Source organism: Bradyrhizobium sediminis, assembly GCF_018736105.1.
Classification (GTDB): domain Bacteria; phylum Pseudomonadota; class Alphaproteobacteria; order Rhizobiales; family Xanthobacteraceae; genus Bradyrhizobium.
Genome location: NZ_CP076135.1, coordinates 4,350,498 through 4,363,086, shown reverse-complemented (window position 1 = coordinate 4,363,086; position 12,589 = coordinate 4,350,498). Strand labels below are relative to the sequence as shown.

Annotated in this window: 11 protein-coding genes; 3 read left to right on the top strand and 8 right to left on the bottom strand. The window is 63.7% G+C overall.

What is annotated here, in order from left to right; translation table 11 throughout:
- Positions 1-40: 40 nt before the first annotated feature.
- From KMZ68_RS20830 to KMZ68_RS20810, 5 genes are all read right to left on the bottom strand, one after another.
- A complete protein-coding gene (locus tag KMZ68_RS20830) occupies positions 41-766 on the bottom strand; it encodes a hypothetical protein (RefSeq protein ID WP_215613036.1) in 726 nt (241 codons plus the stop codon).
- A 113-nt stretch (positions 767-879) separates the two neighbouring features.
- Entirely contained in the window at positions 880-1,080 is a 201-nt protein-coding gene (locus tag KMZ68_RS20825) for a hypothetical protein (RefSeq protein ID WP_215613035.1), read from the bottom strand.
- Positions 1,081-1,143: 63 nt separating this feature from the next.
- Positions 1,144-1,302, bottom strand: coding sequence for a hypothetical protein (locus tag KMZ68_RS20820; protein ID WP_215616487.1), 159 nt, complete (start codon positions 1,300-1,302; stop codon positions 1,144-1,146).
- Between the two features lie 169 nt (positions 1,303-1,471).
- Positions 1,472-4,087 carry an ATP-dependent helicase gene (locus KMZ68_RS20815; protein ID WP_215613034.1) on the bottom strand — a complete coding sequence of 872 codons (2,616 nt, stop codon included), beginning with the start codon at positions 4,085-4,087 and terminating at the stop codon, positions 1,472-1,474.
- Positions 4,088-4,329: 242 nt separating this feature from the next.
- Positions 4,330-4,815 carry a thioesterase family protein gene (locus KMZ68_RS20810; protein ID WP_215616422.1) on the bottom strand — a complete coding sequence of 162 codons (486 nt, stop codon included), beginning with the start codon at positions 4,813-4,815 and terminating at the stop codon, positions 4,330-4,332.
- A 107-nt stretch (positions 4,816-4,922) separates the two neighbouring features.
- Between KMZ68_RS20810 and KMZ68_RS20805 the strand changes: the two genes are divergently transcribed.
- On the top strand, positions 4,923-6,347 hold the full coding sequence (locus KMZ68_RS20805) for an FAD-binding oxidoreductase (protein ID WP_215613033.1): 1,425 nt from the start codon (positions 4,923-4,925) through the stop codon (positions 6,345-6,347).
- Positions 6,348-6,521: 174 nt separating this feature from the next.
- Here the strand turns inward: KMZ68_RS20805 and KMZ68_RS20800 are convergent, their stop codons facing one another.
- The 3 genes from KMZ68_RS20800 to KMZ68_RS20790 all read right to left on the bottom strand — a co-directional run bounded on the left by KMZ68_RS20800 (position 6,522) and on the right by KMZ68_RS20790 (position 10,609).
- Entirely contained in the window at positions 6,522-8,012 is a 1,491-nt protein-coding gene (locus KMZ68_RS20800; protein WP_249779436.1) for a glycosyltransferase family 39 protein, read from the bottom strand.
- Positions 8,013-8,221: 209 nt separating this feature from the next.
- Entirely contained in the window at positions 8,222-9,919 is a 1,698-nt protein-coding gene (locus tag KMZ68_RS20795) for a multicopper oxidase family protein (RefSeq protein ID WP_249779435.1), read from the bottom strand.
- A gap of 93 nt (positions 9,920-10,012) precedes the next feature.
- Complete coding sequence (locus KMZ68_RS20790; RefSeq protein ID WP_249779434.1) at positions 10,013-10,609, bottom strand: Crp/Fnr family transcriptional regulator; 597 nt, start codon at positions 10,607-10,609, stop codon at positions 10,013-10,015.
- 87 nt (positions 10,610-10,696) lie between these two features.
- Between KMZ68_RS20790 and KMZ68_RS20785 the strand changes: the two genes are divergently transcribed.
- On the top strand, positions 10,697-11,173 hold the full coding sequence (locus KMZ68_RS20785; protein WP_215613031.1) for a hypothetical protein: 477 nt from the start codon (positions 10,697-10,699) through the stop codon (positions 11,171-11,173).
- Positions 11,174-11,293: 120 nt separating this feature from the next.
- Complete coding sequence (locus tag KMZ68_RS20780; protein ID WP_215613030.1) at positions 11,294-12,586, top strand: MFS transporter; 1,293 nt, start codon at positions 11,294-11,296, stop codon at positions 12,584-12,586.
- Positions 12,587-12,589: the final 3 nt, after the last annotated feature.

Sequence of the window (12,589 nt, the reverse complement as noted above, 5' to 3'; positions counted from 1 at the left end):
AACCGGATTGCAATCGGTGCTCGCGCTGAAACTATTCGGTTCAACGGCCCGATAAATCGCCGGGATTCCTGGCGGCTTCGAAACGGGGGATCAGGTCGGCGGGAAGCGACACCAGTTTCGCCGAGCGATCGATCGAATCGCCGAAAATTGCGGCGGCGGCAATCTGTTTGGCGAGCCGGGTGTATTCGGACCAGATCAGGTAAAGCATCAGGGGCGGCTGCTCTCCGTTTGCCAGCAGGCGCCCGCAGCGCTCGACGGCGCCTTCCGTGAGCCACCAGCGCTGCGACAGCGTCACCAGCTTCCTGAAATTGCGCAGCGTGCCGGATTGTTGCGCCGGAGGGACGCCGGCCAGTTCGGCGCAGTGGGTCAGCCAGTTCAGGCCGGCCACGATGGCAATGGAGAAATCCGCCGTCGCCGTGCCGGTGAAATCGATCACGGTGTCGGCATGGGGACGCTGGAAAAGATAGGCATCGATCATTTCGATCTGACGGGAAGCGGCGCTCAGCAGTCCGAAATCATGACCGGGCACCGCCATCACATACTGCATCGCTTCCAGCCGGGTGTGATCCCAGACCGAGCCGACATCGCCATCGAGGTCCGACAGCGTTCGCTTGCAGGCCGGATAGATCAGTTTGCCCTGGTCGACGTCGGCGAGATATCGGGGAACGCGCTTGCCGAGGTCTTCGAGGAGAACATCGGGTGGGACGAAGCCTCCCGGCGATCGCTTCGCCGCCGGGCCCTCAGACGACTGCCTTTTCGAATGCAACCAGCCGAACAATCCGCTGCCCCGATCAAGGGTTCATGCAGACCTTAACCCCGATCGGGCGAACTATCGACCGGCTTTTTCGCCGCGGGCCGGACTCGGCCGGGTACCGGCGATTACTTCTCTTGATTGCGTGAGCGGCGATCGTCCTTGCTACCCAGCGGCCGGCCGGTGGATCGGTTGATCAGATGCATCCGCGTGCAGGACGGGCATGTGACAAATACGTAGGTCTTGTCATCGGCAGGCTTCTCGTCGTCCGGCCAGGTGTGCTGAACGTTGAGGCCGGTTTGCGGACATTGAAAGACGAAGGTTGCCATGCGCTAATTGAGGCGCAGGCATGCCGCTCCGGCATTGACCGGCATCAATTCGCGCGGTGGTCCTTATTTTCTTTTGGGTGGAGGGTGCTCGTCCTTGGCCGCTTCCTCGGCGAGCAGCTTCAACAGCATCTGGCGCCGGGCTTCATCCCCGTTGTTCGGGTCGGCCAGGAGCTTGCGATAGTGTTCGAGGTTCTGCTGGTGAATAAATTTTTCCAGATCCATGGCGGCCTCTCCGAAGGATACTAGGATTTAACTTTGCGCCTGCAGGTGCCGCACGTCCAGATTTTCCGCGAGGATAATTTAGGGCAACAGTGCTTACGGATGCCCAGGAGCTAGAATTTGCCTCAAAGCGAGCGGGTCCGGACGTGCGCTTGGCAGCGCATGCAGGTTCTCACACCCGCTCGACGAAACTATCGACCACCTTCTTCTCGCCGGCCTTCTCGAACGCGATGGTGAGTTTGTTGCCGTCGATCTTCACCACGTTGCCGTAGCCGAATTTCTGGTGAAACACGCGGTCGTCCAGCGAAAATTCCGACGTGGTGCCGGTGGATTTCGCGATCAGCTCGCCTTCGATGGTCAGGGGCGCGCGCTTGTTGCGCGAGAAGCCCTCGCCGCGCGAACCTGAGGTATCGCTGCGCGAACCTGAGGTATCGCCGCGCGAACCTGAAAACGGTGACTGGCTTTCATTGAAACCGCCGCCGGCCTGTCCGCCGCCACGGCCGCCGTTCTGGCCGCGCGCACGCTGGGCCTGCGCGCGCTGCCAGCCCGGCGTCGAATAGCTGGAGCCGAAGGATTCCACATTGTCGAAGCGCGAGGGGCCGTAGCCGCCGCTGCCGCCCCAGCCCGAGCCGCCCTTGGATTCCGTGATCTCGACATTCGGCGCCGGCAGTTCATCGAGAAAGCGCGAAGGGATCGTGGTCGACCACGTGCCGTGAATGCGGCGGTTGGTGGCGAAATAGAGTTTGGCGCGGCGGCGCGCGCGCGTAATGCCGACATGGGCGAGGCGGCGCTCTTCTTCGAGGCCGGCGCGGCCCTGTTCGTCCAGCGTGCGCTGGCTCGGAAACAGGCCTTCCTCCCAGCCGGGCAGGAACACGTTGTCGAATTCCAGCCCCTTGGCCGAATGCAGCGTCATCAGCGAAACCGCATCGTCCTCGGCGCCGCCGTCGCGGTCCATCACCAGCGAGATGTGCTCGAGGAACCCCTGCAGGTTCTCGAATTCCTCCATCGAGCGCACCAGTTCCTTGAGGTTCTCGAGCCGGCCGGCGGCGTCGGCGGAGCGGTCCTTCTGCCACATCTCGGTGTAGCCGCTTTCGTCGAGCACGATCTCGGCCAGTTCGGTATGCGAGGTCACCTCGCGCTGCGCGCGCCAGCGATCGAAACTGGCGATCAGGTCGCGCAGGGAGCCGCGCGCCTTCGGCTTCAGCTCATCGGTCTCGACCACGGCGCGGGCGGCCTCGAACAGCGGAATCCGGCGCTTGCGGGCGTGGTCGTGCAGCATCTGCACGGTGGCGTCGCCGAGCCCGCGCTTCGGCACGTTGACGATGCGCTCGAAGGCGAGGTCGTCGGCCGGCGAATTGATGGTGCGCAAGTAAGCCAGCGCGTCGCGGACCTCGGCGCGTTCGTAGAACCTCGGCCCGCCGATCACGCGATAGGGCAGGCCGAGCGTGACGAAGCGGTCTTCGAATTCGCGCATCTGGAACGAGGCCCGCACCAGGATCGCGATGTCGTTGAGCTTGTTGCCGGCGCGCTGCAGTTCCTCGATCTCCTCGCCGATGGCGCGGGCTTCCTCTTCGGAATCCCAGGAGCCGGTGACGGTGACCTTTTCGCCGTCGACGTCTTCGGTGCGCAGCGTCTTGCCGAGCCGGCCTTCATTATGCGCGATCAGGTGCGAGGCGGCGGCGAGGATATGGCCGGTGGAGCGGTAGTTGCGCTCGAGGCGAATGACCTTGGCGCCGGGAAAATCGTGCTCGAAGCGCAGGATGTTGTCGACCTCGGCGCCGCGCCAGCCATAGATCGACTGGTCGTCGTCGCCGACGCAGCAGATGTTCCTGGGGGGATTTGGCGCCGTCATTCCGGGCTGCGCTGAAAGCGCAGACCCGGAATCCCGAGTTGAATCCTGTGCCGCCCGAGATTCCGGGTTCGCATCTTCGATGCGCCCCGGAATGACCGAGGAGAGGGGGACGCCCGGCTTCGACGGCGCCTGCGCCAGCAGCCGCAGCCACAGATACTGCGCGACGTTGGTGTCCTGGTATTCGTCGACCAGGATGAACTTGAAGCGGTGCTGGTATTGCCGGAGCACGTCGGGGTGCTCGCGGAACAGCCGGATGTTTTCCAGCAGGAGATCGCCGAAATCGGCGGCGTTGAGGATTTTCAGGCGTTCCTGGTAGGCCGCATAGAGCTTGCCGCCGCGGCCATTGCCGAACACCGCGGCTTCGCCCGGCGGCACCTGCGACGGCGTCAGCCCGCGGTTCTTCCAGCCGTCGATCAATCCTGCCAGCATGCGGGCCGGCCAGCGCTTGTCGTCGATATTGTCGGCGGCGAGCAGCTGCTTGAGCAGCCGGATCTGGTCATCGACATCGAGCACGGTGAAGTTGGATTTCAGCTGCACCAGCTCGGCATGGGTGCGCAGGATGCGGCCGCCGATCGAATGGAAGGTGCCGAGCCACGGCATGCCTTCGACGGCCTGGCCGAGCATTTGCCCCAGCCGCAGCTTCATCTCGCGCGCCGCCTTGTTGGTGAAGGTGACGGAGAGGATTTCGCCGGGCCGGGCGCGGCCCTGGCTGAGAATGTGGGCGATCCGGCAGGTCAGCACGCGGGTCTTGCCGGTGCCGGCCCCCGCCAGCACCAGCACGGGACCGTCAAGCGTTTCCACCGCTTCGCGCTGCTCGGGATTGAGGCCGGAGAGGTATTGCGGGGTCGCCGCCGCCCGCGCACGCGCGGCAATGCCGCCGGCCGCAGGCTGGTGGTCGGGGACGCCGTGAGGGCTCGGTCTTTTCGGTTCGGTCATATCGCGAATCGTCTTCCGCCCACGATGGCACCGCGGGGCCGTGAAGGGGAGCCTTCATAGCAGGATTGAAAGGCGTATAGGGCTTTGGCTGTGGTTTTGACAGGTTTTATCCCGTGCCAAGACAGGCGCCATTTCCCGCCGCCGGGGCGGATTTTGTTCGCGGAGGTATCGGGATTTTGAGCGGTTTCGCAACCGGACCGCTGCGGAACTTGCGCGCCCAGCCCGGAGCGCTACTTGAAGCGCTACTTCGAAGGCATCGCGATCCTGCGGCCGGTGCCCTCGGGGCGCGCCACCGCGGCGTGGGCGTTCGCCACCGCCTCGATGCGGGCGCGGATGTCGGGCGGAAACGGCGCCGTTTTCCGGGCGTTCATGTCGATGTGAATGGTCATGTTTTCCGAGGTGGCGGACAGCCAGCCCTCGGTGGCGTGGCGCAATTCCTCGAAGGTGTGCAGCCGCTTTTCGTCGGCGCCGAGCAGAAAAACCGATATCTGCACGGGATCGCCGAGGTGGATCTCGCGCAAATAGCGCACATGGCATTCCGCGGTGAAGGTCGAGCCGTGGCGCTCCTTCATGTAGGCCGGGCCGATCCCGAGCTGCAGCCACATTTCGTCGATCGCGCGGTCGAACATCACATTATAATACGCCATGTTGAGATGGCCGTTATAGTCGATCCATTGCGGCTCGATCTGCATCACCGACGACAAAAACGGCGAGGGCGGAAGCGGCATATCCTTGGCGGCGGTGGCAGTCGTCATCGATCCATCCCTGTCTGTCCGATCTGGTCTCTTGACCCCTTATATATCCTTTGCCACGGTCTTTTCGCCGGGAGGATATCGTGAGCCTGATCATCACCAATAATTTGCCGCGGCCGGAGCCGCAGGCGCTGGCCAGCACCGTCGAAGCGCTCGCCGCGCGGTTCGGCAACCGTCTGATCACCTCGCAGGCGGTCCGCGAACAGCACGCCCATACCACGACCTGGTTGCCCTCGCAGCCGCCGGACGCCGTGGTCATGGCGCAGGAGGCCTCGGATATCCAGGATGTGGTGCGGATTTGCGCCAGGTATGGCGTTCCCGTGATCGCGTTCGGCACCGGCACCTCGCTGGAGGGGCAGGTCAATGCGCCGGCCGGCGGGATTTGCATCGACCTGCGCGACATGAACCGGATCCTCGAAGTCCACACCGAGGATCTGGATTGCGTGATCCAGCCCGGCGTCACCCGCAAGGCGCTCAACGAGCACCTGCGCGACCAGGGATTGTTTTTCCCGATCGATCCCGGCGCCGACGCCTCGCTCGGCGGCATGGCGTCGACGCGCGCCTCCGGCACCAATGCGGTGCGCTACGGCACCATGCGCGACAACGTGCTGGCGCTCAAAGTGGTGCGCGGCGACGGCGAGATCATCACCACGGGCACGCGGGCCAAGAAATCCTCGGCCGGCTATGACCTGACGCATTTGTTCGTCGGCGCCGAAGGCACGCTCGGCATCATCTCCGAACTCACCATCAAGCTGCGCGGCATTCCCGAGACCATCGCGGCGGCGGCATGTTCGTTCGAGACGGTGCGCGGCGCCTGTCAGGCCACCATCCTGGCGATCCAGACCGGCATTCCCGTGGCGCGCATCGAGCTGCTCAATGCAGCGCAGGTCAAGGCCTGCAATTCCTATTCGAAGCTGTCGCTGCCGGAGACGCCGCTGCTGCTGCTCGAATTCCACGGCAGCGAGATCGAGGTCGCCGAGCAATCGAAGAATTTCAAGGAAATCGCCGCAGAATGCGGCGGCGGCGATTTCACCTGGACCACCAAGCCCGAGGACCGCACCAAGCTCTGGCAGGCGCGGCATGACGCTTATTGGTCGGTCAAGGCGCTGCGTCCCGGCGCCGGCGTGGTGGCGACCGACGTCTGCGTGCCGATCTCGCGGCTCGCCGATTGCGTCACCGAGACCGAAGAGGACCTGAAGCGCCTCAATCTCCTGTCGCCGATCGTCGGCCATGTCGGCGACGGCAATTTCCATTGTTCGCTGTTGTGCGACGTCGACGATGCGGAAGAGATGGCGCGCGGCGAGGATTTCATGCACCGGCTGGTCGAGCGCGCGCAATCGATGGGCGGCACCTGTACCGGCGAGCACGGAATCGGGCAGGGCAAGCAGAAATACCTCGAAGCCGAACTCGGCCCCGAGGCGCTCGACGCCATGCGCGCGCTGAAGAAAGCGCTCGATCCACAGAACATCTTCAACCCCGGAAAGATATTGCCGGCGGTGCAGGGCTAATGCGCACTATTAATGGCCAGTGAGTCGCTTGTTGCCCATGCTTCGAGACGCTCGCGATGCTCGCTCCTCAGCATGAGGGTCGTTGTGTATCAACAAAGTTAGACCTCATCCTGAGGAGGCCGCGAAGCGGCCGTCTCGAAGGATGGCTGCATTACCGATTTACGATTCCATGCTCTAATGCGGTCTGCCTACATAAAACGGATCGCCCGGGGGCGGTGAAAGCACCGGCTTCCAGTGGGTGAGCTTCTGCATCAGGTAGGTATCGTAGCGCACGCCGCGCCAGGTCAGATCGGCCGATCCCAGGGGCTCGAGCACCGCGGTGGTGGTCTTCCAAAGCGCGCCGCCGGCCTCGTCCTGCGGAGCAACATAGAGCGCGGAGGGGCCGGCGATGTCCGCCTCTGTAGTGCCAAAACCGATATAGCGGTTTCGTTCATTGACCTGAACGACGGGGAAACGGTCCCTGAGGTGCCATCTCAGCATCGAGTAGATCCGATAGTCCGTGGTCGCGAACCAGGTCGCGCCGGCTTTTTCGCGCTCCCGATTGGCGGCTTCGACCACTTGGCCGAAACCAGCCTCTTTCCCGATCGGATCGTTTTTCGCCAGGTAGTTTGCGCTGCCTGCGGTGTAGTAGACCGTCGCCAGCACGACGAAGCCTATTCCGGTCAGAATTGCCGTTGCCGCAACCCACGGTCCCATCCGCGCGACGGATGAATGCGGCGCTTCCTGCAGCCAGCGCTTGATGTTGATGGCGACGCAGGCAAACCCGAACGGCCAGACGAACAGCGGCCAGCTATCGCCGATGCGGCCGTAGAGCGAGCGCCAAAGGAAAAATCCGAAGGGAACGGCGACGCACATCGAGAGCAGGATCGCGATCGGATCCCCTGCACGAAATCCTCGCCGCCCGAGCCCGGTCGCGCCGACCAGAACCACCGGAAACAGGATCGGACCCAGCAGGAAGAACTGATTTCCCACGAACTCGCCCAGGAATTTCAGCGACCATCCCTGCAACTGCACCGGCCGGTCGAGCTGGAACTTGAACGACACCCAGTCGTGGGTCGCATTCCAGTAGAGCACCGGCGAGAAGATCGCGATTGCGATCAACGCTGCCAGCCATGGATAGGGACTCGAAAGCTGCGTCCTTCGCCACGACGGGACGACCGCATATCCAGCGATCGCCGGCAACAGCAGAACGACGGTATATTTGGACAAGAGGGCAAGCCCGCCGAATACGCCGGCCAGCAGCCACCATCGCAGATTGCCCGACAAGGCCAGCCGCGCCAGCGCCCACACCATGGCGAGCGAGAACGCGATCAGCGCCGTATCCGGCACCACTTTCGCCATCAGCAGACCGTAGTCGAACGCGGCTTCCGGCAGCAGCACGGCCAGCAGGACGTACCGCCAGTCCCGCAGCGTTCGCCAGACGATGTCGGCGAGCAGAAGCTGCATGACCAGCATGGCAAGCAGCCCGCTGAATCGGACGCCGAAATTGGTGTCGCCGAAGATCAGCGTCCCCAGATAGACGCACCACGAGATCATCGGCGGATGGTCGAGATAGGAAATGACGCTCTCTCGCGACCAGGTCCAGTAATAAGCTTCATCCACCCGCAGGGGAAAATTGGCGGCGAATATCCCGCGCATCAGGGTCAGGCCAGCGACGGTCAGCACGCAGACGACAATCCACCATTGCGGGCGGTTGAAGCGCAACGGAAAATGGCGGCGCGATGGAACGGCACCCGCGGCAGCGATGGTTTTTGAAAGGGGTGGTCGCAATTTGTGGCCTGCAAGATCGTAAGGACTGAGTTGGGCGCAAAATGGCGCGCTTCGTCAAACCAAATTTTCAAGACTGCCCGTTCGCTGCGGCGAATTTCAGGGAATCACGGCACCAGTTCGAATTGCAGCATCATCTCATTGTCTTCATGCTCGAGCACATGGCAGTGCCACGGATATTTTCCGGGAACGCCATCGAAGCGCGCAATGATGCGGACGACCTCACCGGGATCGACCCGAACGGTATCTTTCCATCCGCGCTCCTGGGGTGGCGGCGGGATGCGGCTGCCGCGCAGGTAGGGCTCGGCTGAAATCGGATCGGGACCTTCGCCGGGGATCTCCGCGTTCCATGCCTTCAGGTAATCGTCGCCGTCGAACTTCTGGCGATCGAGCACTTGAAAGCGGACGAGATGCAGGTGGATCGGATGGGCGTCCTCCGTGGGGTTGATCAGGTGCCACACTTCGGTATCGCCAACCTTGCACTGGATCGTGACCGGCGCATCCCACTTTCGCCCGTTGAGCAGGACTGCGGTCGGCTCGCCTTTCGCGTTCTTGTATTCGCTGAAGGCCATGTAGCGCACCTTGGCCTCGCGTTCCAATAACGGATTGACGGCGCGCAACTTGTCGGGAATGCGCGCCGTGTCCGGCCGGGCGAGACGTCTGCCGACACGGAATTCCATGACATTTGCCGTGGTTCGGCGGTCCGGGGTCTCGCCGTTCGGATAGGGCGTCGGTGCATCGTTCAACAGGCGGATCGATCCGCGCGCGCCGCGGAAGTCGACGATGACGTCCGCCCGCTCGGCCGGCGCCAGCAACAGGCGGCGCACTTCCACCGGGGCCGGCAACAGCCCCTGGTCGGTCCCGATCTGCAGGAAGCTGCGGCCGTCGGCGAGGCGCAATTGATAGAAGCGCGCATTGGAGCCGTTGAGAATGCGCAGCCGGTACTTCCGCGGCTCGACTTCCAGATGCGGCCACGCTTTGCCGTTCACGAGAATGGTATCGCCGAAGAACTCCGGAACCCACGGTCCCGGACGATCCGCCGATCCTGCCGATTCCGCCATCGGGTAAGTCAGCGAGCCATCGGGCGCAAAGCTGCGGTCCTGAATCATGAGCAGGACTTCGTGGTCGCCGCCCGGCAGGCCAAGGGCGTCTTCATGGTCGTCACGGATGAGGTAGGCGCCGGCAAGTCCGGCATGGACGTTGAGCCGCGTCTGGCCGATCGCGTGATCGTGATACCAGAGCAGGCAGGCATCCTGCTGGTTTGGATATTCATAGATCTCCCTCGTCCATTCGGCTCCGCGCTGAGCGAACCCGTTGCTGAACCATGCGTCGGGCCGGCCGTCGCTGTCGGGCGCCACCACGGCGCCGTGGAGATGCACGACGGTCTTGGTCGGCGGCTCGCCGTGATGGGTGCCGTGCAGATGCGCGTCGAACGCCTGTGGAATCAAGAAATCGCCGTCCGGAATTTCATTGACCCAGCGAACGAAGATCCTCTGCCCGGTGCGGACATCGAGCGTCGGTCCGGGAAATTGACCCGCATAGGCCCACAGCGGCGTCGGCGGCAGGTCACGATGCAGGCGCTGACGGACGGCGCGCATCGCGATCTCGTAGAGTGGGCTGCCTTCGTGGGTGCCGCTCGGTTTCAGCGCCTGATCGAGCCGGGGCAGGGGATCGACGAATTTTTGCAGTTTCGGACTGCCGGCATGACTTGCAGCCGGGCCGTGGCTTCGTGCGCTCTTTGGGAACAGCGACAGACCGGCAACGACGCCACCGCCGATCCAGAGCAGGCGTCGTCTCGATAACATTGCCACCCCGTTTGCTCGTTTTCTGATGATCCATTCCCGCCGCCGCCTTGGCAAGGGCATTGGCCGGTTGGTCCTCCTTCCGCCGGCGGGTCTTCATTTGACGAGGCTCAACAGGCCGGGGCGCGGCTCGAACAGCTCTCCTGCCGCGATCATCGACGCGAGTGCGCGATACAGCGCCTCGTGGGTCAAGCCAAGCTCGGCGGCCCACGCCTTCTTGGTATAGTCGAGTTTGACCGCGTCATTGCGGCCCTCCGTCTCGATGAAGTGGCTGATGCGTTCGCGCGCGGTCCGGAGCATCAGACGTTCGCTCTGGGCGCGGGCACGGCGCAACTCCGCGCTGACATAGCCGATCCAGGCGTCCCTGAAATGCGCGGTCGCCAGCGCCCTTTGAAAAGCGTCCCGGGGGATGGCGACAACGCGCGATCGTTCGATCGCCACGGCGTTGCAGTGATAGGAGGCCTGGTCGAGGCTGGCCTCGGCGATGAAACCGCCGCGCGATCGTTGCAGGATGATGTCTGCACCGGCAGAAGAGGTGCGCACCAGCCTGATTTCGCCGTACAGCACGCAATGCATCGCTTTCGGCCTGGCGCCCTGTGCGAACAGCAGGGTTCCCTTGGCAAGGTCCCGCTCCGAAGCGGCCTTGAGCGCTTCGGCGGGCAATGCCGACAGCAATTTCTCTGGTGTGAGCATTTTCCTGGACCCGCTCGGCCGTATGATCCAAATCATACAAGCTGAGCGCGGATCGCGCTACAGTGCCGAACGATCGAGAGGGGATTTATGCGAATTCTGGTGGCCATCGTTGCTGCGGTTCTGGCCGGCGGCAGCGCGACACTCGCCGTTGCCCAGCATCAGCACCGGCATGATCCTCCCGTTCCGCGCGCGCCGGACGCTCGGCAGTTCGTCAAGTTTCCCGCGGCATTGGTCGAGGACACGCTCGCCAACATGCGCGATCATCTGCAGGCGCTGCAGGAGATTCAGTCGCAACTCGGCATGGGTCATGCGGACAAGGCCGCCAGCATCGCGGAGACGCGGCTCGGAATGTCGTCGCTGGGGCTGCACGGCGCAGCGGAAGCTTCCAAACACATGCCGCAGGGAATGCAGGATGCCGGAACGGCGATGCACCGCGCGGCCAGCCGCTTTGCAATCGCGGCTCAGGATACGGTCGTTACCGGCGACCTGAAGCCGGCGTTTGCGGGGCTGGCCGAGATCACGGCGCAATGCGTCGGTTGTCACGCCAGCTACCGCATAAAATAGCGCCGCAACGCCGGCACGATGTTCGCTTGGGGTCAAGGGCAGCGCGCCGCGCAGGGGGTACCCAAAAGCAAAGATTGATCGGCTGCACATATCCGGATATCCCGACAGCAAAGGTATCCGATGCGGCTTCCCTTCTTCTACGGCTGGGTCATCGTTGTCGTGACGTTCGTCACCATGGCGATCGGCGTCAATGCGCGCACGGCGTTTTCGCTGTTCTTCCCGCCGATCATCGACGAGTTCGGGTGGGAGCGCGGCGTCACCGCGGGCGCCTTCTCGTTCGGCTTCGTGGTTTCCGGCGCGGTGAGCCCGCTGATCGGCCGCATGATGGACCGCTATGGCCCACGTGCGGTGATGGAAACAGGCGTCGCGCTGATGGCGGGCGGCCTGTTGCTGGCGCCGCTGACGACGCAACCCTGGCATCTGTACCTGACGATCGGCGTCATGGTCGGCGCCGGCAGCGTCTGTCTCGGCTATTCCGGCCAGTCGCTGTTCCTGCCCAACTGGTTCAACCGCCGACGCGGTCTCGCCATGGGCCTTGCCTTCGCCGGCGTCGGCATCGGCTCCGTCACCCTGTTGCCCTGGGTGCAGCTGATGATCGAGCAGACCGGCTGGCGCACCGCCTGCACCGCGATGGGGATCATGATCCTGGTCGTGCTGGCGCCGATCAACCTGTTGCTGCGCAAGCGCCCCGAGGACGTCGGGCTGTTGCCCGACGGCGATGCCGCGCCGACGGCGACATCGGCGAAGCCGATATCGAACATCGTCGATCCTGTCTGGGCCGGCATCGACTGGACCCTGCGGCGCGCGATGCGCACCGCGCGCTTCTGGTGGCTCTCATCAGGCTATTTCTGCGGCTTGTACGTCTGGTACGCGGTGCAGGTTCACCAGACCAAATACCTGCTCGACATCGGCTTCAGCTCCGGCGTCGCGGTCTGGGCATTGGGCGTGGTCAGCCTGCTTGGCATTCCCGGCCAGATATGGCTCGGGCATCTCTCCGACCGGATCGGGCGCGAATGGATCTGGACGGCGAGCTGCATGGGTTTTGCGATCTGCTTCGCGGCCCTGATCGCGCTGAAGTTCCATCCAAACGTGCTGCTGGTCTACCTGATGATTCTGACGCAAGGCGCGCTCGGCTACGGCATGACCTCGATCATCGGCGCGATCGTGCTGGAGATCTTTCAGGGCAAGCAATATGGCAGCATCTTCGGCACCATCATGCTCGCCGCGCTGGCGGGAGGCGCCGCGGGACCCTGGTTCACCGGCTTTTTGCACGATCTCTCGGGCAGCTATACGGTCGCCTTTGCGATCGGTATTGGCCTTAGCATGTTGTCCGCGGTCGCGATCTGGCAGGCGTCGCCCGGCAAGGTCCGGGCCGTCGCGGGGCAATTGCATAAAGCGAATAGGCCGGCCTGAGCA